Genomic DNA, 25,554 nt, shown 5'->3' with positions numbered 1-25,554 from the left:
TCATGGGTATAATTCAACGTAAAAGGTTAAAAATAGCCTAACCACAAAAAATGATATATAATTTTCAATAACTGGAGTTAGATGTAAAAGTTAAACTGGCAAATTAGTTGTGGCTTTTTCAACTTACCTCCACGAATATGCTGCCATATTGGCTATGGTGTTGGCCGCAGCTTCTGATAAAAAAGGATATAGAGTTATTAGTTTAGTGGCACATTGGGACCGGGCCGAAAGATAGTCGCCACGTATCCAAATGGTGTCATTTGCTGCCAACAAATATATTTCTTCAATTAACTCCAACATCCCGGTTCCGTACGCCGCGCGGATGCTATTTTTAGCATCGTTGCTAATCCAGGGCAGGCAGATATAATTCGTGATCGCCTCATTAATCGCAGTGTTGCTCATTTCTCTTTTTTATGAATGGCGAAAGTAGGGCAGCACGATAGCTTTTGGAACTGGCGTGACCAACACGGGTTCGCTGTATTACAACCGGTCAGGATAGTCAGAAATAATGCCGTCAACACCCCAGTCCTTCAGGCGTTTGATGGCCTCGGCACTGTTAACCGTCCACGGTAGTATTTTAATTTGGGCAGCATGGCAGTCCGCTACAACTTCTTGTGTTACGGTTTTATAAGCAGGGCTATAAATAGTTGGCTTGAAACTCAAAAGCGCCAGATTTTCACGAAGGCTACCGCCAGATACCAGAAAAGCGGTTTGCATATAAGCGTACTTTTTGTGGATAATCTCGAGCGTACGGATATCAAACGACTGGATGGTTACCCTGCTCTGGATCCCTTTTTGAAGAATCACCTGCATTAAACGCTCCACAAACTCTTCGGGGCCGGGGTGTAAAACATTGTCGCCATCTACGGTAGTTTTGGTTTCAATATTGTATTTAGGCGCAGGTTTGCCGGTTTGCTTAGCGTAAGCTTCAATGCTATCAATCAGGCTGGCCAGAAGCGGTATGTGTGTTTTAACTTGCTGCTGGTTAGGAAATAAAGGATACTTTTTTTGACCTAAAATATATTGTTCAATTTGCCGGTAAGGCATCTGGTAAAGTATCAGCTGCTTTTCTTCGGCCTTACTAATGGTATCGCCATTGGGCTTTAGTGCAATTAAAGATGATAAGTACTGATCATGAGATACAATGACCACTTTATCCTGGCTAAAAGAAATATCCATCTCAAGCGTAGCACCCAAATCAACCGCCTTTTTCATGGCAGGGATGGTATTTTCGGGCATTAAACCCCGGCATCCTCTATGACCCTGTTTATCAAACTCTTGTTGCGCCATTACAGTTTGTGTAAACATTAAAAGCCCGGTTATGATAATTATCTTCTTCAACATCATCAATATATTAACTAAAGCCAAAATTACTGATAAGCTTTTGTTGCAATGTTATATAATTATTAAGTTGAGGATATACAATCCGGCTTACGCATTATAATTACCTATACTAAAGCTGTTTACATAACCATTGCTTATACATTAAGCAATGGTTAATTACTTACCGCCTAAAGCTTTTTCTAAAGTCATCATACGTGCATTCAATTGTTCGTTTATCTTTTTCTGCTGCTGAATATCGACTTGTTGTTGTGTTAGTTGTGCGTCTTTCTCAATGAGATATAAAGTTAACTCCTCAATTTTTTTTGTTTGAAGTTTAACTATTTCCCCTAAATTGATCCCTTCTTTCGCCACCTGATTTTCTGATGGCATCTCGGGCAGACGATGGTTTTGATCAATATAGGTTTTAACATCAGACAGAGATGGTAAATTGTAACTGGGTTTAAAAACATAATCAGGCCAACTGTCATAAAGTTTTACAGTAACCGACGTTGCTATCACGTTACCGTTTACAGCCAGTTTATAGGAGTGAGTGTTATTAGTACCAATGCCGACATTCCCATCAGAAGTAAGTGTTAACGGCTGTGATACACCGTCACTGGTATAAAATTTAATACCAGCATTAACTCCGCCTACAATTGCCGCAAATCCTGGTTCATCACCCAGTCTGCCAAGAAAGTTTGCACCATATCTGATAGCTCCATTAACATCCAATTTGTACTGAGGATTTGTTGTACCAATGCCAATATTACCGTTGGACGCAATTCGCATTCTTTCAGTGTTATTATATGTGCTAAATGACATTGCACCATCTGTAGCACCTCCACCACGTAAGAAGTTGATTGAGCCGTTAATACTTCCGTAAAAACCATGTTCAATAGAAAAACTTTTAACATCAGTCAAATTGGGTGTTGCGGTATTTGGTTGAGTGTTATACCCCCGAACACCCAGATATGTACCACTTCCGACTCCGTTACCTTCAGATAATCGCGCTAAAATGCTTCCTAACTCTCCTGATTTTAACAATTTGCCTACATCCAATGTAGCGCCAGGGCTGGTTGTTCCAATACCAACATTCCCTGAATTTGTATTATAAATATTATTTTCAGAGCTTACCCATTGAGCAAAAGATGTGTGAGTTATCGCTATTGCGATAATAGTTAATAGTTTTCTTTTCATATGATAAAGTTGGTTTGTGCTTCTAAGATAGTATTTTATAATCTATAAACTAAAACAGGCTTTTGAGGAAAAATTTGCACCCTACACTATAATATACTCCAATTCAACGCCATTATAATATTCCTTAGCAGCATCGTAAATAATAATGTCGGCAAAAGTCTATTCGACCCAAAAACAGATACCTTTGCCCTTATGAAGACATTCAACATCATCCTACCGGCCCTGCTGCTTTCGCTGGCATCATGCAGCGTTAAAAACACAGGTAACAAAACCACAGCCCAGAATTCGGATTCACTTAACGCTCCAAAAACCGTAGCCACATCCGATAAAAAATTATTTGCAAAAATGCAGATTAAAGACACCATCAAACTTGGAGAACCCGTGCAGCTCAACTTTACAGTTTACAACCAAGCCGACAGCGTACAGCAATTTTGCAAATGGCACACGCCTTTTGAACCTTTAATGAGCAAATACCTGGAAGTAAAAGATGCAAACGGCACCGAGGTATCTTACCAGGGTGCTATGGCCAAACGTATGATGCCTCCACCTTTAAGCAGTTACCTCAAAGTAAATCCAAAGGACAGCATGACCATCAATGTTGATCTGCTTAAAGCTTACGCCATAAGTAAACCATCAACCTACAGCATCAAATACGTTGGCGAAAATATGAGCGGTGTTGCCGCTAAAGACAGCGTTACTTTTGTGTACGTTAAATAAGTGAATATTTAGTTATTTGTTATTGATTTATTGAGTTACTGGTTACTGAGTTATTGGGTTACTGATTACTGGGTTATTTGTTATCGGCTTAATTTTTATTAGATTGTTACTTAACAAATAACCCAGTAACTCAATAACAAGCAACAAATAACTCAATAACAAATAACCAAGCACTGGTTGTCACTTAACCAATAACCAACTCAATAACAAGCAACAAATAACCAATAACAAATTGCCATCAATATAAACCTTGGGTAATGGTTTTAACCGGATTGCCGCGCTCCAGGGCATGGTGTTGCAGCCACTGGCTATGTTGCTGCTCCATCAGTTGCTCTGTTTGCCAAACCATTATTTTCGCTTCCAGCCGGGCCAGGCACAGCTTTTTATTTTCCAGCTGCGAGCGGCTGTCCATCGCCATTACCTGGATTCCCGAAGGCAGATGCGTGCCCCTTACCGCTGTTTCCACTTTGTTAACATGCTGCCCGCCAGGGCCGGATGAACGGGTAGTTTCCAGCTTTACATCCTTAGGGTTCCATTGCATCAGTTGCTTTATATCAAAAAAAGCTACACCAACAAACCAGTTTTTGCGCTGGTGGTATCTGCGGTAAGGGCTTTGTGCTATCCACCGGATAGTACCCTCCCACTCGCGCCTAAATACCTCCAGTTGCATGCCTTGCGCCATCATGGTTGCCGAGAGGAAGGTGCCGCTTAAATCGGCTTCACGGTTTTCCAGCACCTGTATATCCACGCCAAACTGCTTGGCTTGCTTTAACATTAGCCTTTGCACGCAGGCTACAACCCGGCAACACTCTGCCGGGCCCTTGCCTGATGTAATTTGGATCATCATCTTTTCCATCATCTTACTCCTTATTCATCCTTACTATGCGCGGCAAAAACTTACCCTGAATGTCAACCAGGGCGTGCTGCGCTTCAATTACCGTTTCAATATCCTTGTAAGCCTGCGGATTCTCTTCTACCGTGCCGCCTATCAGCTTTACGCCTGCCGCCGACAGCATTTTTTTCATGGCCGAAACCGTCATGCTATCCTTAGCCTTTTGCCGGCTCATGGCGCGGCCCGCCCCGTGCGATGCGGAGTACAATGCACCCTCAATACCCTTACCCATCACCAGGTATGCGGGGGTGGTCATGCTGCCGGGGATAATACCCAGCTCGCCCTGATGTGCGGGTGTAGCACCCTTACGGTGGATAATTACCTGGCGCCCATCGGCTAAGGTATCTTTCCAGGCAAAGTTGTGGTGGTTTTCAACTACGCGCAGTGCCTTAAGGCCCAAAGCCTTAAGCAGGTTGGCGTGGATACGCTGGTGGCAGGCCCGGGCATAATCGCCGGCCAGTGTCATGGTAAGCCAGTACTCCTGCCCGGCTTCGCTATCCATATCCAGCCAGGCCAGTTGCTGCGCATGGCGTGGCAGCTTGCAAGTGTTTATAGCTACCTGGGTATAGTGTTTGGCAATTGCGGCCCCAAGCCCACGGCTGCCCGAGTGCGATAATAGGGCGGTATACTTTTTGGCAGGCAGGCCCAGGCTATTGTTTTCGGCCAGCTCAATTTCGCCAAACTCCACAAAGTGGTTGCCGCCGCCCGATGTACCCAACTGCTTTACAGCCTTGCCACGCAAGGGTTTTAAAAATGGTATTTGCCCAAAAACGGGGCTATCCAATACCTCGTGCTCCTGCCTTACCTCCAAACTGCCCTCCATCCCAAAATGTGTCCAGTTTTTAAGCGCCTGCTTAATTTGATATTCTGATCGTCGTAAAAAGCCGTCCGTTTCGTCAATAATAGTGAGTGCCATGCGGCAGCCAATATCCATACCAACGGCATAAGGTATTACGGCATTATGGGTAGCCAGTACCCCGCCTATGGGCAAACCAAAGCCCATGTGCGCATCGGGCATTAAAGCGCCCTGCACGCTCACCGGCAGTAGGGTTGCCAATTCCATTTGTTTTTTTGCCGACGACTCGATATGCTTGCCACCATAAATTTTGCAGGGCGAAGCTTCGTCCATCAAATCGTAGGTTTTAAAACTCGGGCCGGCAACTTTGCCAATCACCTTCTCGGCAATTTTGCCGGCCAGTTCATCACCCAAAAAGCTTTCCGGGTCGTTTTTTATCTGCACCAATAAATCCAGCAACTGCTGCTTGCTGTGGTGCTTGTAATTTTTTGAGGCTATGCCAATCACCAGGCTCCGGAGCTGATCATTGTGATAACCTATTTTACTTAAATCTTTTGTTCGTAAATTGCCCATCTGGGTTTTATTTTTAATCCTCGTAGGCCTCTTTAGGGCTGTTCCGGGGTATGTTTTTAAATTTGTTAATGTATTTGAGCGGCTCAGTATAACCGCCCCTCCATCGGTAAAGCCGCCCATGTGTAAGGCAGTCAATACGCGGCGTTAAATAATGTTTCGTGATATAATTGTCTAAAGCGTCAATCTGCCGTTCCAGCGAGCTATCCAGCATTTTCACCTCAGTAATGATGTGCGGCACGGTTTTCAGTACAAAACGCCAGGGCTCGGCAAATACATAAATTACCTCAAGCTTTTTGCTGTAAATGTTACTGCGCTCCACCCTGGTAAAACAGGCTTTCTCTTCCTCAGATAGCTTTAGCTTATTATTACTCCAATCATACCAGTCAATCTCTTTTAACAGTTGCTCTTTCAACTCGTACCGATACCTTTGCTTACGCCATTTCTTTTTTTTGAACGACTTTTCGTGATGATACCGAACGGTGTTGATTTTAGCTAAAACAGTCTGATAAAAGCCGGCCTTATCGTCGCGCGCCACATCCTCCCGCAGAACAAAAAAGCGTTTCCATCCACTTTGATACGGATTTTTTAAAGGCACCATAGGTAAATGGCGCTTTTGCTGCCATAGCTCCTTGCGTAGTTTGTGTATTTTAATCAGTTGCTTATCACGATCTTTGATAACGAGCCGCTTCTTTCTTCTGGCCGATTTTAAACGGTACGGCCAATTGTGCAGGTCCATAGCACTTCCATAAAAAATTGAATATTTTTTTGAATGATTCTCAAAAATTCATCCTTGAATAAGGATATACCCTTTTTAAAGAAAGCTCATATAACCCGGCGAACAGTGGGCAGACAAAAACCGGTAAGACCGCGCCAAAATAGCGATCAACATTTAATCCCGTAAAAAAACAGTGTTTGCCTGCCTGTTAGGCAATGAGCGAAAGGGGCGATATGTAAGTTTGCTCTGTCATGATTCCTCGATATTAAATGGTTAACAAATCAGGAATTGCTGCGAAGATAGGGGATTTGTTGGAAAAATTGAAATTAACGAGAATTTAGGATGATGGATTATACTATACAAATTAAAAGCACTCTATGAAACCTTTAAATCGTAGAAAGTTTAACACGCGTAAAACCCTTCCCGCGGCGATTGAGCAGGCCGATGCTCTAAATTATGAATACTGATTGTCGGAGCAAATGAGCACATTGATAATAAGTGCACCTAATATGATGCATACTTAACGCTTTTAGAAGATCGCTCCTCGCGTCGGGATGACAAAATGGAGAGATAAGTAGTTTGATAATCAATGATTTAACAAAGCCTCATTATAAGTACTGGACCCGACCAACCGGAAAAAATAGGGATGACGTTTGAACCTTATAGATTACCAAGCGCAGAAAGAAAAGTGCGCAAAAGCCTGACTGCACGCCGGGAGCTGGCCTCGCGGGCATAGCCGTCAATTTAAGTAGCTATACTTATATATTGTTGATTTTCAGTAATTTAATTTTTAGGCGCGGTTTGCCCGCATGGGCAAACCTATGTATTTTTACTCTCATATTTTTCGTTTTTTAAGGCGGGGAGGTTTAGATGGCCCCGCCTTTCTTATTTTTGTTTAACTATCTAAATATAGTATTTAAATATCTAATAATCAAATACTTATTACAATTTCTTCTATTTTTAACCTATGTTTTCTGTGCTCTTTTGAAAGGTGCTTTAAGTTTAATTTCTCCAACAGAGCTAACCACTTTGAGCATATCCCTAAAAGCTGCGCTCGCAATTCTTCTTTCGTAGAAGCGATTAGTCGATGCACCTTTAAAACACTAATTTGACCTATCTTACCGATAGCCATGCATATTTTCCAACTCAAAACTGCCCAGATCAACTTACTGTATAATATACTGGTTATACGATCCGAACTTCCTTTGGGGAACGTGTGTATCTTTAAAAACGACTTCCATGCTTTAAAAACCAATTCTATCTGCCATCGCAGGTGATATAACTTTTGGATCAATTCAGCGCTATATTTTTCGCTCACCAGGTTGGTAACAATAAAGTTAAACCCTGCCCGCTCTTTGAATCCCTTACTGGTGGTACTGCCTTTCTTCTTATTGTACTTTTCAGTATTGGCTATCCGCCTTGCCTTGAGCTCTTCACTTACCGGTTCTATTATTATCCTTACCGGCATTTTATCAGCTCCGATATATACCTGTTGATCAAATACGCCGGTTATGCCTTGTAGTTTCGACAACCCTAACTTTTGGTATTGGTCGTCCTTTAATAGGTAAATCGTTGTTTTCGGACATAATTTATTAATAAAGAAAGCTTTGACTTTGTTAATATTGTTCATATAACTCAAGTGAGTGTAACCCAGATCTCTCATATATAATACCCCCGGCTGAATTGATGCCTTGTCCAGATGACTCTCACCCTGGTCATTTGCGTTGGCCGGAGTTACTTTGATATCGCTTTTACCACTTTTGATTTCAAATTCAAATTGTACAGATGCTCCCGCTTTCATCCCACTTCCTTTTGTTCCGGGGAATGTCTCTGCAATAACTTCCGGCAACGCGAAACGGGTGGAATCTTTGATACGGATCTCCAACCCTTGTGTTTGTTCTTGCGGTAACTCAACTGCTATTAATTGCTCAAAAACGGCTTGTACAAATTTTGTCATATTGCTGTGATGTCTTTGATGCAATGCCTGCTTCGAAATATCAAGCCCATCCCTCCGCATTAACTGCATACTCATGCCGTTAAACGATTGATCTCCATCAAATAACGCCATATCCAATAGTTCCTTGCCTCCCACTTTTCGTTTGCGTTGTATAGCCTCTGTTTTACGGGCCAGGCCATCTAACACCGTTGGTTCAAATAGTTCCGAACTCATTCGCTCGAATAATGACTGCAATTTTGCAGTTCCGATTCTTGCTCTAAAAAAATTTTATCCCTTTTTTTTCTAAAGTTGACGGCTATGGCCTCGCGGGGGGAAGGATCGGGCAGTCTTGACTTTTTGGTTACTTTTTGTATCAAGACAAAAGTAACAGCCCTCACGCGGCGATAGAGCGTGCCGATGCTTTAAATTAAGAATACTGTATATCAAAGCGATAATATACATATTGACAATCAATAACTTAGATAATAAAAATGATAAGCCGCATCAAAAAACACCTCGTACAAGTCCATGCCGCACGTCCTTCGACAGGCTCAGGATGACCGCTTTCGCGCACAAAAAAAGGACGTGTTATACTGAGTAAGGCTCCGGCTATAAATTAAGAATACTGATTTTTGTAGAAAAAAAATACACTAATAATCAATAACTTAAAAAGACGTCATTATAAGGAGAACGACAAAGCAACTTCTGGTATACAGACAAACCTGCACAAGCCGCTCTGCCTATGTAGAGATTGCTTCGTACCTCGCAATGACGTTTTTGAATTAATAATCAGCAACTTAAACAGAAGCCATTATAAGCCTTGCAAAGCACAGCACTGCCCCTTCTACGCACGTACCTTTTCTCATTTTAACCTTCAGATACCGCAGGGTTCAGAAATCTCCGCAATGACATAGGCTTAGAAAAAAACACCAATTAATTACCGTTAATAACCGCTTAAACTTCTTCCTCTCTCCCCTTCTCCTCTTCCTTCCGTTGATTTACCTCTTTCATCATTTTAAAAGTAAGTAAGCCCAATACGGCTACCACCGCCGCGATAGCTAACCAGATGAGCCAGGGCGAGGTACGCTCTGCTACTGGTACTGATTGATTCTGATATTGCGGATTGGCCGTAACCGCGCCAGGTTTGATTGACTTGATGCTGCGTTGCAGGCTATCGGTAAAAAACTGGAGATCGTACTGCGGAGAGGTAGCCTTTTCGTTGCCAGCCAAAACGTAATAGGACTGCCCCTTTTTAAGGTAACTTATCAGCGACTGTTCCGACTGATAGGCCACAATGCCCTTAACCTCCAACGCGGGGTTATCACCATTCACAATTTGTAGCTCAAGCATCTGGCTTTTGGCCGAAAAATACAGCTCTGGCAAACGCGATGAGTTGATCTCGGTTTCGGCAATTAAACCATGTACACCGTTAATTACCTGGTAAATGTTTACCGGCCGCCTGTAATATTTTATTCCCAAAAGATTCAGGTGCAGCTTATTAACCTGGTAGGCTTCCGCAAAACGAAGGGTAACATAGCTGGACCCGGCACTATCCAGTTGCGAAAGCATCGGCGCGGGTAACTGCTCATAAACGGATGCAACAGTTTGCTGCTGCCTGTAAATACCTGCCTGCAAAATGGCTACAGGCTGTTTATTTTGATGACTGATTTGAATTTTAAAGTAACGGTAAGTACTCGACGGGAAATTAAGCTGCTGCTCATAAGTTCCGGAGGTATTTGAACCGGCACCGGTTAAACCGATGTTTTCTTTAATGGCGTACCAATGTTTCAGGTCGTCGCTACCAGATAAACTTACGCTGCGCTTTACATCCGCGTTACGCAATTTCAAATAAAGTTCGCTAATGGTTTGATGAGCCTGATTATCTGCTATAAAAACCGTAGCAGTATCAGGCTGCGGTGAAAGCTTAACTTCGGGGAAGGCCGCAAAGCTGGCTTCATTTTTAACCGGCAGGCGGTTGCCAAAAATATAAGGCACAAACTTTCCGGCACCGTCAACAATCCTTAGGTCGGCCAGGTTGTTTTGGGCACGCGCTACCAAGGGTGGCAATAGGCTGATCTGGTAGAAGCCGTCCGAATCAGTTTTGGGCAAAGCTGCACGGTATTTAAAGTTTTGCTGTGCAAATAAACCTGCCGCGTTTAACATCAGCGTAAGCGCCAAAAAAAACTTTTTATTCATGCTGCTTGGGTTCATCTTCAACTATTATTTTCTTTACTTTTTGATACATAAACGATACGATGAGCAACAATACGCCCAGGCAAAAGAAAGCCGCAATTTTACCGGCCGGCGGAATATTTTGAATATCAAACACAAACAGCTTAACCAGCGTAACCGAAAACAGGGTAAGCGAAATAACACGCATAGTGCTCATCTTGTAATGCATGCCCAACCACATCAAAGCAAATGAGGACAGCCCCCAGATGATAGGTAAACCTACTTTAATATAAACCGTAACCACCCGATCAATAGCGGTAAGCGGCGAATAAAATAGCTGGTTGCTCAACAGGCTAAACTCCAGGCTTAAAAACAATAAAATGGCTGCCGAAAGTATCCAGGTGGCTGTAGTTTGCATTTCTTTTGGCAGCACGTCTCTCGCTGTCACAATCAGCTGATAAAAAATCAGTCCTACAAAAACAGCCCCCAGCCAATGCGCCACAAAATGCCAGGCCGGTAAACTATGCTGTACCAGCATCAAATACTGAAGATCAAAAAACTGCGGATTAAAAATGAAGTAGACCACAATACAAACCGCCAGCAGCACCGTACTTATAATCCAGCTTGGCTGGATGGCCGGGATTTTTTTTGACAGCGTATAAAAAGTAAAAACAAATACCGGGATATAAAGCATCAGGTACAGGTTATTTAATTGCGTATCCGGGTACCGGCTTAAAAACTGGTGATTAACCTCGAGCAGCCCACTCATAAACAGCAATATAAAGGATACGTATTTGTATAAGCTGCTTTGTACAGTAAGACTATAAACCTGGTTAATCTCTTCCTTCCGCATCAGCATAAATAACAGGTACGAACTGATGGCCGCCACCACAGTAGTGATAAAACCCTTATTGGCCAATATGGTAAACGGGGTATGCGCGTAAGTGTAAATGCTTAACCAGTCCATCCAAAGGCTGATCAACATCGCTCCCCAGATAATCAGGGAGGTTAGTTTCATTAACTCAATTTCGGACTTTTGATATAACCAGTATAACAAAACAGCTTCGGCGGCCCAAAACAAGGTAATGTTATGCCCGTGTAATTGGATAGGCGCCGTTAACGAGATAAAGGTAAGTGTAACGCCGATAAGCAGGTACAATATATTGGTATCAACCTTCCTGTTTTTAAACAGCACATAGGATAAGATGAGGTTGATTGAACCGAGTCCCGCCGAAAAAAAGCCACGAAACTCCTCGCGGTGCATAGCTGTAAGCAGGTAAAGGCCCGCCCCAAAGTACAGGCCGGTATTGATGAGCAGGATTGAAAAATCAGAAGCGATAAATTTTTTATTTTCCCTTACGTTATTGGCCACGTTAATGGCAAAAAACAGCAGGTATAAAACGCTGCCGTAGATTAAACCGGTTACATAGGTTTTATCGGATAATGAAAAGATTGCCGCGCCGAATACAATTACCGTTAACCCGAAGGCCGAGGCATTGAGCACACGCCACGATTTACGGTAAGCAATGGCCAGCAAACCCAGGTTTAATATAACCAGGTAGGTAAACAAGGCATGGTAATTTGGCACATTGCCACTTACCATAAACGGACTGCTCAACCCGCCGATAAGCGCTATTACAGCCAGTTCCTGCTTATCGTAAAGCAAGGATAGCGCTACCGCGAAGCAGGTAATTATAATAAGGATGATGAACGATGTTGTTTGGTTAAACAGATGGAACTGATGGTAAGCCAGCGTAATGGTAAAATACAAAACAGCCAGGCCTCCGCCTACCAATACCGAGCTAAAGGCATTGTACGATTTGCGCAAGCGATGAGCCAGCCCAATTAATATACCACCGCATAACACGCCGATACCAACACGGCCAATTGGGCCAATCCAATTATTATCGATAGCGTACTTTACAAAAAAGCCAATAGCCAGCACCAAAATGGCGATCCCGATTTTGTTGATCAGGTTTTCGCCGATAAATTTCTCCAGATCTGGGTGGCGCTCAAAAAACGAAAGTTCGGGCTCCGCAGGCTGATAGATTTTGGGCGGCTGGGCATCGCGTGTTTTAACCGGTTGCCTGATGGTGGAAAACGGATCGGTAACCACTTCTTTTTGCCGTTCAATATTCTGGGGAGCAACAGGTTTGGCTACCGGTTCGGGTGGTATAACCGGCTCGGGCTTAGGAGGCTCGGGTACAACAGGTTTCACAAGCGGCGCAGCCGGTGGCTTTGGCTGAGCACCCGCTTGCCTGTACTGCCTTAACAGCTGCTCTAACCCCCGCACCTGTTTTTCAAGGGCATCCATTTTTTCGGCCAGGTTACTCTTGCCGGAAATCTGGAAATAAATGATCAGTAATAAAAGCAGGATATATATAATTTCCATAAAAAATTTTCATAAGCTTAGGGTTTATAAAACTATCTAAAATAAATAACAAAAGGTATTTAATATTGGAGAAGGAAGCTCTGAAAGAATATAGCATAGCCAATTTGGCCTCGCCCGAAGATTTTTGTACAACCATGGGCGTAGTATTTAACTTACCGTTGCCTACGGCAAACTACCCACAAATAGCGAGGGGCGCTGTTGGGTTAACTGGTAAAACGTATTACTAAACGCCGAAATACTGCCATACCCGGTGGCATAGGCAATCTGGCTCAGGTTTAAATCGGTTTGCAACATCATCTCCACCGCTTTTACCATGCGTAACTGCCTGAGGTATTGCAAAAACGAAATACTTAAAACCAACTGGAATAATCTTGATAAAGAGCGCTCGCTTAAACCAAACTGGCTGCTCACGGTTTGGAGTGTAAGCACCTGCCCAGCATTTTGGTTAAGGTACTGCAACACCGGCCGCAGCCTTTGATTTTGGGTTGTAGGCAATATGATAGGCAAGCTATGCTTTTCAGACTCGGGCAGCATATTTTTCAGGGCCATTAAAAAAATGAAGGACTTGCTTTGGGGCTCCTGGTCGCCATGGTACCGGCTGGTATATAAAATCATCTCGTGCAACAGGTTATTGATCGGATAGATACCCATGTGCTGATAAAAAATACTATCGCCAATATCCATGTGGAAATAAATAGTGCGGATGGCCGTTGCCGAATTCCCCATCTGCAAAAAATGGGATAACTGGCCGGGTATCCAAATGTAATGGCGTGCTGGTATCACATAGGTATTCCCCTCGGTATGCACGTAGGCTATCCCCCCCTCTACATACGTTAGCTGCCCCTTGGTATGGTAATGCACCGGGAACCGCCTTTCTGATTTCTCGTGCAAAACATAAATCGTTCTGGGGTATTTGTCAATGTGAACAAGATATTCCTGGGTAGTTAGCAGTTCTTTCATATCTGGCCGGAATCATCAAATTTTAGGCAAGTTACATCAAATAGCACAAAATTACTACGTGTAATTTTGTGCATGAACATGAAGTGCCATCTATACAAACATATATGCCTGTTATTAAGCATATTAGCCACAAGCCAAATAACGTTTGGCCAGGTACAGCTATCCGGCCCTACAGCCGTGGGCCTTTCCTTGCAGCAAGTGTGGGAGAAGGCTAACCAGAACAATAAAAACATCCAGATGCAACAGCTGCATGTGCAAAGCAGCCAGGAGGATATTAAAGATGCTAAAGCCGAACGCCTACCCGAAATTGATGTAGCCGGCGAATATGCCCGGGTGAGCAACCTGCCCATTTACCAGGATGGCCTTTTCCATACCCCAAGCCAGTACCCGGTACTGCACACTTATTATCGCGTAGGCGGCGATACTTACCTCAACATTTATAACGGCCATAAAACCAACTTAAAAATTGCCGAACAGCAAACCGTAATGCAGATCAGAACGGAGCAAAAAAACTTGACCGTTTCTGAAATTAAACTACGGGCATCGGCTTATTTTTTAGATCTGCAACGGAGCCTGATATTTAAACAACTGCTGCAAAGCAACATTACCGACCAGGAAAAGCAGCTTGACCAGATCAGGCAATTGCAAAAAAACGGCGTAGTTTTAAAGAGCGATGTGTTAAGGGCCGAGCTACAGCTATCCAGGCAAAAGCTATCCTTAACCACCATTGAGAATGATATAGCCATTACCAACCAAAAGCTCAACATCCTGATTGGCCTACCGGATACTACGCTGATTAGCCCGGTAAACGCCATGAATTTAGACTCGTTACCTCAGCAACCTGATGAAGCCTACCTAACGGAAGCCAACAGCCATGCTTACCAAAATAAAATATCCGAGCAGGAAACTAATTTGCGCCATTTGCAATTACTGGATGTAAGGGCCAACGTATCGCCTAAATTAGGTTTGTTTGCCAATTATGCCTATAGCTATCCGCAAATTCAGTTCTTTCCCTATAGCGCTGCCCTGTATGGCTTAGGGATGGCCGGCATCAGGGCATCGTTTCCTATTTCGGCATTTTACTATAACCGCCATAAGGTGAAAGCCTCGGAGCTGGAATACAAAATGCAGGAAATAGAGCACCAGGACACGCAAGATGCCGTTCGGCAGCGGGTTAACGAAGCCTACCTGCGCTATAAGGAGGCTCTTAACCGCGTTAGCGTGGCCCGTACCAATATACAGCAGGCTACCGAAAACTCCAGGATAGTGAACAATACTTATTTTAACCAGTTATCGCTGGTAACCGACTTACTTGAAGCCAATACCCAGTTGCTGCAAACCCGGTTTGATATGGCAGCGGCGCAAATAGCAGCGCAAATGCAATACTATCAGTTACAAAACGCAATTGGCAATTTTTAAAAACATGAGCACACACGATAAATATACCAAAACCGATAAGCTAATTACCCGGATAACGGCCTGGATTGCGGGCATCATTTTGCTTGCGCTGATATTTTGGGGAGCCATATCGGTATGGAACCTGTGTTTTTACGAAGAAACAAACGATGCCCAGGTGCAGGAGTATATCAACCCGGTTACATCAAGAGTGGGCGGCTATATCCGCGAAATAAGGTACGAAGAAAACCAGGACGTTAAGCGGGGCGATACCCTGCTGGTGATTGATAACAGCGAATACCAGTTGCAACAACAGGAGGCCGAAGCGGCCTTAGCAAACGCGCGGGCGCAGCAATTGGCCCTAAACAGCAATGTAGCTACACTGGGCAAAACATCGCAGGTGAGCCAGTGGCAAATTGCAGCGGCCAGGGCGCGCCTGTGGAAACAGCAACAGGAATATGCGAGGTATAAAAAGCTCTATGACGTAGAGTCGGCTACGCTGCAACAATTGGAAAACGTACAAACCGCACTGGAAGTGGCCCGGTCGGACTACCAGTCGGCGCTGGATAACTACCAGGCTTCCCTTTCCCGGGTGAACGATACACGGGTACAAAAAGAAGTTTTACTGGCCGAAATTACCCGCCGCCAGGCCATCTTAAACCGCAATAAACTGGATGTAGGCTATACCGTAATCCGCGCGCCATACAACGGCAAAATGGGCCGCCGTACCATACAGCCCGGGCAACAGATACAGGCAGGCCAAACCCTGGCTTTTATTGTTGACCGCGAAGCAGGCAAATGGGTAATTGCCAACTTTAAAGAAACCCAGGTGCGGCATATGCACGTGGGACAGGCCGCGCTTATTGAGACGGACGCATTTCCTGGCAAACAGTTTAAAGGGAGCATCATCTCCGTGTCGCCCGCCACCGGATCAAGCTTTTCGCTGTTACCGCCCGATAACTCAACAGGCAATTATGTTAAAATAGTACAACGCATCCCTGTACGTATCCGGCTTACCGACAGCGCCTCAACTATCTCTGCCCTGAGCGCGGGGATGAACGCGCTGGTAACCATCCCCAAAAACAACAGACCATGAAAACCACTGTGCCGATATTTAAAAACTGGGTACCCAATTGGTTAATCTGGGTAGCCATTTTTATGGTCACCTTGCCTTCCATGGGCTTATTTGGTGTTTCAACAGCCAGCGGCAGCGCCGCAGCCGGATACTATGGCATTGAACCTGCCGATGTGCAATACTCTATGGTGATATTTTATGCCGCTGTCGCCAGCTTTTTCGCGCTCGAACGTCGCTTTTTTAACTTCGTAGCGGTAAAGCAATACCTGCTGCTAAGTACCGTGATCGAAATTATAACCTCATACGTGTGCTATACTACGCACAACCTGCACATGCTCTTTGTATTCCGCTTTTTGCAGGGAATGGCCAACTGCGCCACCACCAGTATTTGTATCACACTCATTTTTGGCCGGCTACATACCGAGCGTGCCCGCGAAATTGGGTACTCGGCATTTTATTGTGTTTTATTATGCATAGCCCCCTTTACAACCCTGGTTACAGCGCCCATGCTGGACTCTTTCGACTATAGCATTTTATACAAGGGTATCATCTTTTTTTATTTGCCCGGCACTACCCTGCTGTTTGTAGTAATGAATAATGTAAGGCTTAATAAAAAATTCCCGTTATACCAGGTAGATTGGGCAAGCTTTATCCTATATGGTCTCATCCTGTGTATTACTGGTTATGTATTGGTATACGGGCAGCAATATTACTGGCTACAGGATAAGCGCATCATAGCGGGCGTGGTCTCCATCTTTTTACTGCTGTGCATACACGTACTCCGGCAGGCCCATCAAAAAAGGCCTTACCTATCATTACAGGTATTTAACCATCGTAACTTTAAAATAGGTGCCCTGCTTATCTTTTTCCTCTACCTCTGCCGCGGGGCTTTCGGTATCACATCCACCTACTTTGCCACCGTGTTGGGGCTCGATCCTATCCACATCGGTTACCTGCTGCTCATCAACATCAGCGGCATTATACTGGGCGTACTGGCTTCGTCGCGACTTATTGTGTACAAAAGATCAATGCGTTTAATCTGGATGGCGGGCTTCGCCTTTCTGCTCTCCTTCCACTTGTGGATGCGGATTTTATTTGCTACCCAGGCCAATACCAGCGAGTTTTTTATTCCCTTGCTCATCCAGGGCATAGGCACCGGCTTACTCATGACGCCCCTCATCGTTTTCATGGTATCATCCGTACCGCCAGATTTAAGCAGCACCGCATCCGCTACAGGCGTATTTTTCAGGTTCACTGGCTTTTGTACCAGCATAGCACTGGTTAATTATTTCTCGCTGCATCAGCAAAGCGAGCATTACAACAGGTTTCAGCAAGCGTTAACCGATCTGGACCCGGCCGCGGTACAGCGCCTGACAGGCTACCGGCAGATACTGGTTAGCCGTGGTATGGCTCCTGATCAGGCTACCCGCCTTGCTAACGGACTACTATCCCGCTCAGCACAAGCACAAAGCCAGTTACGATTTGCGATGGACTATTACCTGCTCATCAGTTGGATTATCCTGATCATTATCCTGGTGATAGCCCTGGTGCCTTACCTCAACCGCACAACCGTGAATTTAAAAGCAAGCCAACCGGCACCGGTCTCCTATTAATTATTGATTGATTTTTACAAAAGCGATAAATCCATTTACATCACCTTTAAAACTGCATTTTATTTTCAGCGAAGTTGCACAAGCCATCCAGCAAATCACTTAACTCCGAACCCTGGCTTGTCAATACATACTCCGTTCGGGGTGGGTTGCCCGGTAAATAACTTTTATTGATCAATCCGTGCTGCTCCAGCAGTCTCAGCCTATCGGCCAGGATATGATCGCTAATGTATTCCAAACTCTCTTTTAAGCTGGTGAAACGGTTATTCCCTTCCTCAATACTGAACAGCACTTCGGTGAGCCACCGCTTACTCACCAGGTAAAGCAGTTCGTTAAGCGAACACTTGTTTTCTAAAAACGATTGGTTGTAATAGTTAGTAGAACTTAATTTTCTTTCGGACATTTTAACTTTAGCTGAATATTTGGTTACCTGGTCAACAGTAATGATCTAATTTTATCGCCCGCATCAATTATTACAATTCCCTAAATGCCTTAATGTTAAATCAAGAGTACTTAGTCGGGAGTCTTGAGTCAAAATCAGGAATTCATGGTTAAGTACTAATAACTTTGACTAAATGATAACCGACATTTTATTCGTTGACACGACATTAGGCTATTTTTCGTTAAAGCTAACCAACAAAAAACGAATACAAAAATCGCCGATTCTGTAAAAGAATCCAAACTCGAAACTCAATATTCCAGACCCTTAAAAATCTCAAATCAACTTGTCGGGGGTAATAGGCAACTCCCTGATTCTTTTACCTGTGGCGTTATATACCGCGTTGGCAATAGCCGGGGCCACGCCAATCAGCGAAATTTCGCCGATGCCCTTGGTACCCACCGGGTTGATGATGGGGTCGCGCTCATCGATAAAGATGGCCTCGATCTGCGGAATATCCGCATTCACGGGCACATGATAGTCTGCAAAGTTACCATTTACATATCGTCCAAAACGATCGTCAAAAACAGCTTCCTCGGTCATGGCCATGCCAATACCGCCTACGGCGCCGCCAATCATCTGGCTGCTGGCCGTTTTATGGTTTACAATTTTGCCGGCATCAACAACCGCCACCACTTTTTTTATTTTTACCGCACCGGTTAATGCGTGTACATACACCTGTACGAAATGAGCCGAGAACGAATACATAGAATACTTTTTAGCATCTGCACCGCTTTGCGATTCCTGTGTTACCTCCAGCATGGGTAAATTTTGCTGCTTTAAAATATTCACATAATCAATATCGCCGGTATTATCCTGCGGCCTCCCCGCCATCAAATTAAACTTTTGTTTAAGGGCGATGCAAACATCGTGTACGGCAGAACCAACCGATGATACGGTGGACGAACCTCCCTGTGTTGGGGCCACCGGGAACGATGAATTACCCAACTCGAAAGTAATTTGCGCTGCGGGTAGCCCAAGCGTATCTGCCGCAATCAATACCATAGCTGTTGCCGTACCGGGGCCAATATCACTGGCCGCGCTTTGAATATTTACGGTACCATCCGCCATCAGCTTTATTTTAGCCAGTGCACGTCCGCGGTATGCTCCAAAAGCTCCGCAACCTATACCGTAGCCTACCTGCCAGTCACCATCGCGGTTGGTTCCGGGTGTAGGTTGGCGCTTACTCCAGCCAATTCGCTCGGCGCCTTTGCTATAACACTCTTTAAGGTATTTGCTCGACCAGGGCAAGTTTTGTTCCTGATCGTGATCCGCATAGTTCTTCAGCCTCAGTTCAATGGGGTCCATATGAAGCAGGTACGACAGTTCATCCAGGGCCGACTCCAACGCGAAAGCGCCTGTGGCTTCACCCGGGCCGCGCATAGGTGCCGGTACCCCAACATTTAAGGGTACTACTTTATATAAGGTATTGGCGTTGGGGCTTTGGTACAAAAACCTTGAAACATTAACAGAATTTTCGGTAAACTCCTCGTAAACGGCAGTTTGCGAGATCGACTCATGGGTAATACCCACCAGTTTACCATCTTCGGTAGCGCCCAAACCTATCTTTTGGATGGTTAAGGGCCGGTAGCCCACTAAGGTAAACATCTGCTCGCGTGTTAAAGTAATCCTCACCGGGCGTTTAAGCATTTTGGCAGCCTGCGCCGCAGCAACCTCATGCGGCCAGGTACGCAACGAGGAGCCGAAAGCCCCGCCAACAAAACGCGAATTAATTTGAACCTTGGCGGGATCAAGGTTAAAGGCAGCCGCTATAGCCTTTTGTGAACCAATTACACCCTGCGATTTGGTATAAAGTGTAACCTGGTCGTCACCATCCCAAAAAGCGGTAGTTACATGCAGCTCCATCGGGTTGTGCATTTCTGATGGTTGCAGGTACTCCTGCTCCAACTGCACGGGCGCGTTTTTATAGGCATTGGCCTGGCCGCGCAGGTAATCTTTATATTTGCCACCCTGTGGTGTAACAGCTTTATCCCTGTTTTTATGAAAGTCGGTTTCAAAGGGCCTTTGCTGGTAAGCAGCCTTTACCAGGCTGGCGGCATGGGTAGCTTTTTCAAACGTTTCGGCTACAACCAACGCTATCGGGTGCCCGTTAAAATACACCTCGTTATCGTTAAACAATTTTAATCCCTTAAACGGCTTGGGCGCGTCGGGCTGGTAGCCGGGTACTTTGGGCGCGTTAAATGGCGTAATTACGGCCAGCACTCCGGGTGCCCGTTCGGCTGCTTTAGTGTCAATACTCGTTAGGGTACCACTGGTAATGGTAGCGGGCACCAATACACCGTAAGCTAAGCCACTAACCTTATATTCGCCCGAGTACTTTGCACCGCCTGTAACTTTTAATCTGCCGTCAACCCGGCTTAATGGATCGCCTATCGCGTCTTTTTTCATGACGATAATTGTTAAATATTGGTCAATTAATCAGCAACCTATCAGGATGCCAGGCCCGAAGCCGTTTTCAAAGCCTGTATCATTGTATTGGGTGCAAGCTTTAACTTAAATTGGTTATACTGGTACGCTTTAGCCCCCTGCATGGCAATTTGAGCTGCTTGCTTAAAGTTATCTTCGCTCACCGCTTTATTCTTTAAAAACGCCTCGGCTGCGGTTAAGCGCCAGGGCTTATGCGCCACGCCACCCATAACAAGCCGGGCATCGCGAATGGTATTATTGCTGATGTTCAAACCCACGGCCACCGATACCAGGGCAAAGGCGTAAGAAGTACGGTCGCGCACCTTTAAATAGGCTACGTTTTTTTGAAAAGGCGAATCGGGCAGATCAACCGCCGTAATCATTTCGCCCTTTTGCAGGGTATTATCCAACTCCGGATGATCGCCCGGCAGGCGATGAAAATCGGCAAAATTGATTTTCCTGACACCTTTGAGCCCACTTACATGTACGGTGGCTTCCAGGGTGGTTAGCGCAACATTCATATCGCTGGGGTTAACCGCTATGCATTGGTTGCTGGCACCAAAAAGGGCATGCATCCGGTTATAACCCTGTAAAGCGCCACAGCCGCTGCCGGGTACGCGCTTATTGCAGGGCATAGTAGTATCAAAAAAGTAGGGGCAACGGGTGCGCTGCATCATGTTGCCGCCAACGGTAGCCATATTACGCAACTGGGGCGATGCACCGGCGTTGATGGCAAGCGATAGCAGTGGAAAACTTTGCAATACCGTTTGGTTATCGGCCACTTCGCTATTGGTAGCCAGGGCACCCAGGCGTAAACCGCCGGGAACTTTCTCGATGTTTTTTAAAGGCAGGTGATTAATATCCACCAATCTTGAAGGTACTACCACGCCCATCTTCATCAAATCGATAAGATTGGTGCCTCCGGCCAGGAAATGAGCCCCCGTATCCTTAGTTAGCGATTTAATGGCACCCGCAGTTTCGGCGGGCCTTACATATTGAAACTGATTCATGACCGTCCTCCGTTATTAACTTCCTGTATCGCATTTACAATATTGGGATAGGCACCGCAGCGGCATATATTACCGCTCATAAACTCGCGTATTTCCGTTTCCGAATGAGCATGCCCCTCCTTGATCAGCGCTACGGCCGACATGATCTGCCCGGAAGTGCAATAACCACATTGAAAACCATCATGCTTAATAAAAGCTTCCTGCATAGGGTGTAGCTCATCGCCTTTGGCCAAGCCTTCAATGGTCGTTATTTTTTTACCCTCGTTGGTAACGGCCAGGCTAAGGCACGAGTTAATGCGCACACCGTTTACGTGTACGGTGCAGGCACCGCATTGGCCACGGTCGCAACCCTTTTTGGTTCCAGTTAAGTCAAATTGCTCACGCAGCAAATCGAGCAGCGTAACGCGTGGCTCAACAGCCAGGGTATGCCTTACGCCATTAACCTCCATATTTAAAGTTACCTTTTCAAAAACATCCGCCAGCTTTTCATCCCACTGGCTCTCGGCTGCTTTAACCACACTGCCGGGTGTTAGGGCCAGCGCCGTTAAAAACGATGTTTGCTTTAAAAAATCGCGGCGTGTTCCATTGACGGGGCCTTCAATCTCGGCAGGTGTACATGGCTTTTTACTGGACATAGTTTGATGGAATTATGTTTGCAACAAATACGCGTTTACAATAATGTAAAGGCAACAAAGGCTTAATTGTTTGTACATTTTAGGCATATTTGTAAAAAAATTACCTTCTTCGCAAAAAACAGTCGCCCAAGTTAACCAATCATTGCAATTTAGCAAATCGGCCTTACAGCAAGCAAAAAATCATCAGGCTGAGTTACTAATAAATAAATTAGTGGCGAATTGCAAGCCATCAGGAGGGATCGCCTGAAAAACACGGATGACGTTTGAACCTTTTAGATTATTAAGTGCAGAAAGAAAGTGCGCAAAGGCCCGACTGCACGCAGGGCCAAGAGCTGGCCTAGCGGGCAGTCTTGACTTTATTCACCTGTTGTTTGTTTTTTTTAAAGGTGTTCATGAGCTCCCTACGGTCGGTTTATTCATCTATTGTTTGTTTTTCAAGGTATTCACGAGGTTGCTGTCGCTTAGTTTTGGTTCTTTTTGTGTCAAGACAAAATTGCGATAGCAATCATTCACACCAAAAACAAACAATAGCCCCCTCTAAATCTCCACCGGTAGGCGAGACTTCTTTTTAGGCCTCCCTACCGTACCGGGTTGGGTGGGGCCCTTCATACGGCGATTGAGCGGGACGATGCTCTAAATTAAGAATACTGATTTTCGGAGAAAAAGATAGCACATTGATAATCAGCGTACCCGATATGATGCAGACTTACCGCTTTTAGAAGTTCCCTCCTCGCGTCGGGATGACATGGATGGAGTTTAAATTTTGGCGTTTTAAATTTTTGTTAATAGTGCGTTTATATCTATTGCTTACTTTTGGCCTTCTTCCAATCAACAATGATAAATTCCCCGAAGTACAATAAGCCGGTTTTCAAACTCAATCAACCCGACGACTCTTATAAGGCCCAGCCTTTACCCCAGCCTTCGGGCAAATATCCTTACCATTTGGCTCTCCAGGATATTCTTCCGGCTATCTCCCCCGCAAGTATGGCTTTTCATATCGCTGGCGATACCGGTAATTTACGCGCCTTCAGCTATCAAACGCTTGTGGCCGCAGGTATGGTACAGCAATGCGAGCAGTCATCGCCACAGCAAAGCCAACCTTGTTTTTTATACCATTTAGGCGATGTGGTTTATAATCACGGCGAAGCCTTTGAATACGAAAGGCAGTTTTTTCAGCCTTTTAAAAACTATCCCGGCCCCATCTTTGCTATTGCGGGCAATCACGACAGCGATGTAAACCCTGATGCGGAAACGCCATATAACAGTCTGGATGCATTCCGAACCGTTTTTTGCGACACCCTATCCCGTGAGGTAGCTTTTAATACCACCAACAGAAAGAGTATCACCCAGCCCAACGTTTACTGGGTGCTCGATACTCCGCTGGCTACCATCATAGGCTTGTACAGCAACGTGCCCAAATACGGCTTTATCGATGCCCGGCAACGCGCCTGGTTTATTGACCAACTGAAGGCTGCCGCATCAAAACGGCCAGATAAAGCGCTGCTGGTTTGCATACACCACTCGCCGTACTCGGCAGATGTTAACCACAGCTCAAGCTTAACGATGATTGATTTTTTGGAGAGCGCCTACCAGGAAGCCAATGTTAAGCCCGACATAGTTTTCAGCGGGCATGTACACAATTACCAAAGGCTATGCAAACACTACCCCGATGGCTCTACCGTGCCCTACATAGTAGCCGGTGCCGGTGGTTACGACGAACTGCACGCTATTGCAGACACAGATGATATCCGTTTTAACGGCGATAGCCCCCGGCTTGATCAGGTGGATCTATTAAGCTATTGCGATACCAAACATGGTTTTTTGAAAGTAAACCTCGAAAAAACACCATCGGGTGTAAGCATCACAACCGAATATTATACCGTACCGGACGAACTGCACGAAGGCGAGCCGCTTACGGTTACCCTGGTGGATAGTTTTACGAAGGTGATCGAGAAGATAGAGGCAGGATGATAGAAGCAGGAAGTAAGAGGGAGGAAGTTCGTCGCGCGGAAAACACACCCCCTGCAGCCGCACCGCCTAACACACCCCCTCTCGAGAGGGGATCAGAATAAAAAACTCATTATCAGAGCAATATGAAAAAAAGCAGCGGCCCGTGCGATTCCCCTCTCGAGAGCAGGGCTGTTGCATTTAAAAGAAGGAGGATTTAAATTTGCAGAAAAAAGAGTATGGACAAGGGCATCATAACCTATTTGCAGAAGTTGCCAGACGTGCGTAGAAAGGCTGGTCAGCGGCATGACCAAACGTTTATTTTGTTATTATTTGTGATGGGGACGATGAGTGGTTATTACGGCTATCGTGCTCTGGGTGATTTTATAAAGCGTAATCAAAAAGATCTTTTGACTTATTTCACTCCGAAAAAATCCCGTTTGCCTACGTTTTATACCGTGAGGCGTGTACTGCAGAATTTAGATTTTGAAAGTTTAAGCGAAGTTTTTTATCAATGGGCCAGTCAGTATACAGAAATCAATAAAAATGAATGGATGAATATAGATGGCAAAGCGATCAAAGGGACAATGAGTGATTATGCGCTTGAAAAACAGCGATTTGTAAATTTGGTGAGTATCTATAATGGGAGCCGTGGTCAAGTATTAGCCCAGGGTCTTGTAGACAATTCAAAGGAAAGTGAAATTCCGGTGGTACGCAAGCTTATTGCTGAACTGGGATTGGAAGGGGTAACGTTTACGCTTGACGCCTTACATTGCCAAAAAAAACAGTTGAGCTGATAATAGGTACGAATAATGATTATATGATAGGCGTAAAAAAGAATCAAAAGGGCCTTTATGAAAAAATAGCGGCGCTGACATCGGATACAGCAAAGGTTTGCAGCAAGTTCGTTGAATTGGAGAAAAATAAAGGACGTACAGAGCGCAGATCGGTATGTATATGCCCGGCGCCAGAAGAAATCAGTAAAGCCTGGATAGGCGCCAGTCAGGTAATCAAGGTAGAGCGTTGGGTAAAAGACAAAAATAAGATCAGTGAGGATTGCGCATTCTATATCAGCAGTGTGAGGGAAAATGCACAATTGTTATGCTATGGAATCAGAAGTCATTGGGGGATAGAGAATAAGCTACATTGGGTAAAGGATGTCACGTTTAAAGAGGATGCCTCCCGCATTAGAACTTCTCATGCACCAGAAAATATATCGGTGTTTAGAAACATCGCTATTAACGTTTTCAGAGCTCATGGCTTTCAAAATATAGCACAAGCACAAAGACTCGTTTGCAATGACATCGGCAGATTGAAACAATTACTCACTTAGAATGCAACAG

19 protein-coding genes and 1 pseudogene are annotated in these 25,554 nt (G+C 44.9%); 6 read left to right on the top strand and 14 right to left on the bottom strand.

Annotated features, from left to right (window positions below; all coding sequences use genetic code 11):
* Positions 1-123: 123 nt before the first annotated feature.
* The 3 genes from MUCPA_RS22795 to MUCPA_RS22785 form a co-directional block, all read right to left on the bottom strand.
* A complete protein-coding gene (locus MUCPA_RS22795) occupies positions 124-402 on the bottom strand; it encodes a hypothetical protein (protein WP_008509588.1) in 279 nt (92 codons plus the stop codon).
* Between the two features lie 78 nt (positions 403-480).
* Entirely contained in the window at positions 481-1,308 is an 828-nt protein-coding gene (locus MUCPA_RS22790) for a glycerophosphodiester phosphodiesterase family protein (RefSeq protein WP_233276782.1), read from the bottom strand.
* Between the two features lie 192 nt (positions 1,309-1,500).
* Positions 1,501-2,520, bottom strand: coding sequence for a hypothetical protein (locus MUCPA_RS22785; RefSeq protein ID WP_008509583.1), 1,020 nt, complete (start codon positions 2,518-2,520; stop codon positions 1,501-1,503).
* A gap of 192 nt (positions 2,521-2,712) precedes the next feature.
* Between MUCPA_RS22785 and MUCPA_RS22780 the strand changes: the two genes are divergently transcribed.
* Positions 2,713-3,237, top strand: coding sequence for a hypothetical protein (locus tag MUCPA_RS22780; RefSeq protein WP_008509581.1), 525 nt, complete (start codon positions 2,713-2,715; stop codon positions 3,235-3,237).
* A 238-nt stretch (positions 3,238-3,475) separates the two neighbouring features.
* On the opposite strand, the gene prfH is transcribed toward MUCPA_RS22780, so the two are convergent.
* From prfH to MUCPA_RS22745, 7 genes are all read right to left on the bottom strand, one after another.
* On the bottom strand, positions 3,476-4,096 hold the full coding sequence (gene prfH / locus MUCPA_RS22775) for a peptide chain release factor H (protein ID WP_040626289.1): 621 nt from the start codon (positions 4,094-4,096) through the stop codon (positions 3,476-3,478).
* A gap of 1 nt (position 4,097) precedes the next feature.
* A complete protein-coding gene (locus tag MUCPA_RS22770; protein WP_008509578.1) occupies positions 4,098-5,498 on the bottom strand; it encodes an RtcB family protein in 1,401 nt (466 codons plus the stop codon).
* A 13-nt stretch (positions 5,499-5,511) separates the two neighbouring features.
* Complete coding sequence (locus MUCPA_RS22765; RefSeq protein WP_008509577.1) at positions 5,512-6,234, bottom strand: hypothetical protein; 723 nt, start codon at positions 6,232-6,234, stop codon at positions 5,512-5,514.
* A 910-nt stretch (positions 6,235-7,144) separates the two neighbouring features.
* Positions 7,145-8,383, bottom strand: a complete 1,239-nt coding sequence (locus MUCPA_RS22760; RefSeq protein WP_008509576.1) for an IS4 family transposase — start codon at positions 8,381-8,383, stop codon at positions 7,145-7,147.
* A gap of 720 nt (positions 8,384-9,103) precedes the next feature.
* A complete protein-coding gene (locus tag MUCPA_RS22755) occupies positions 9,104-10,345 on the bottom strand; it encodes a DUF3999 family protein (RefSeq protein WP_157543970.1) in 1,242 nt (413 codons plus the stop codon).
* Positions 10,338-12,713: a DUF2339 domain-containing protein gene (locus MUCPA_RS22750; RefSeq protein ID WP_008509573.1), complete on the bottom strand. Its 2,376-nt coding sequence runs from the start codon at positions 12,711-12,713 to the stop codon at positions 10,338-10,340. The genes MUCPA_RS22755 and MUCPA_RS22750 overlap by 8 nt, the downstream gene beginning before the upstream one ends.
* Before the next feature lie 162 nt (positions 12,714-12,875).
* Complete coding sequence (locus MUCPA_RS22745) at positions 12,876-13,673, bottom strand: AraC family transcriptional regulator (RefSeq protein ID WP_008509571.1); 798 nt, start codon at positions 13,671-13,673, stop codon at positions 12,876-12,878.
* A 78-nt stretch (positions 13,674-13,751) separates the two neighbouring features.
* On the opposite strand from MUCPA_RS22745, the gene MUCPA_RS22740 reads away from it, so the two are divergent.
* Genes MUCPA_RS22740 through MUCPA_RS22730 form a run of 3 tightly spaced genes read left to right on the top strand, consistent with a single transcriptional unit; the run spans position 13,752 to position 17,756 of the window.
* Entirely contained in the window at positions 13,752-15,092 is a 1,341-nt protein-coding gene (locus tag MUCPA_RS22740; protein WP_217220325.1) for a TolC family protein, read from the top strand.
* 4 nt (positions 15,093-15,096) lie between these two features.
* A complete protein-coding gene (locus MUCPA_RS22735; RefSeq protein WP_008509567.1) occupies positions 15,097-16,164 on the top strand; it encodes an HlyD family secretion protein in 1,068 nt (355 codons plus the stop codon).
* A complete protein-coding gene (locus MUCPA_RS22730) occupies positions 16,161-17,756 on the top strand; it encodes an MFS transporter (protein WP_008509565.1) in 1,596 nt (531 codons plus the stop codon). Before MUCPA_RS22735 ends, MUCPA_RS22730 begins: the two co-directional genes overlap by 4 nt.
* A 46-nt stretch (positions 17,757-17,802) precedes the next feature.
* Here MUCPA_RS22730 and MUCPA_RS22725 read toward each other — a convergent pair whose 3' ends face one another.
* The 4 genes from MUCPA_RS22725 to MUCPA_RS22710 all read right to left on the bottom strand — a co-directional run bounded on the left by MUCPA_RS22725 (position 17,803) and on the right by MUCPA_RS22710 (position 22,264).
* The gene (locus MUCPA_RS22725) at positions 17,803-18,156 is read right to left on the bottom strand and encodes a winged helix-turn-helix transcriptional regulator (RefSeq protein ID WP_008509564.1); all 354 of its coding nucleotides are present in this window, start codon (positions 18,154-18,156) and stop codon (positions 17,803-17,805) included.
* A 312-nt stretch (positions 18,157-18,468) separates the two neighbouring features.
* On the bottom strand, positions 18,469-20,601 hold the full coding sequence (locus tag MUCPA_RS22720) for a xanthine dehydrogenase family protein molybdopterin-binding subunit (RefSeq protein ID WP_008509562.1): 2,133 nt from the start codon (positions 20,599-20,601) through the stop codon (positions 18,469-18,471).
* 41 nt (positions 20,602-20,642) lie between these two features.
* Positions 20,643-21,629: an FAD binding domain-containing protein gene (locus MUCPA_RS22715; protein WP_008509561.1), complete on the bottom strand. Its 987-nt coding sequence runs from the start codon at positions 21,627-21,629 to the stop codon at positions 20,643-20,645.
* Positions 21,626-22,264, bottom strand: coding sequence for a (2Fe-2S)-binding protein (locus tag MUCPA_RS22710; RefSeq protein WP_008509560.1), 639 nt, complete (start codon positions 22,262-22,264; stop codon positions 21,626-21,628). Before MUCPA_RS22710 ends, MUCPA_RS22715 begins: the two co-directional genes overlap by 4 nt.
* A gap of 834 nt (positions 22,265-23,098) precedes the next feature.
* On the opposite strand from MUCPA_RS22710, the gene MUCPA_RS22705 reads away from it, so the two are divergent.
* Positions 23,099-24,235: a metallophosphoesterase family protein gene (locus MUCPA_RS22705; protein ID WP_008509559.1), complete on the top strand. Its 1,137-nt coding sequence runs from the start codon at positions 23,099-23,101 to the stop codon at positions 24,233-24,235.
* A gap of 215 nt (positions 24,236-24,450) precedes the next feature.
* Positions 24,451-25,544, top strand: a pseudogene (locus tag MUCPA_RS39600) (ISAs1 family transposase).
* Positions 25,545-25,554 lie beyond the last annotated feature (10 nt).

It is taken from the genome of Mucilaginibacter paludis DSM 18603 (assembly GCF_000166195.2).
GTDB classification, from domain to species: Bacteria; Bacteroidota; Bacteroidia; order Sphingobacteriales; family Sphingobacteriaceae; genus Mucilaginibacter; species Mucilaginibacter paludis.
This window is presented reverse-complemented; position numbering and strand designations above follow the sequence as displayed.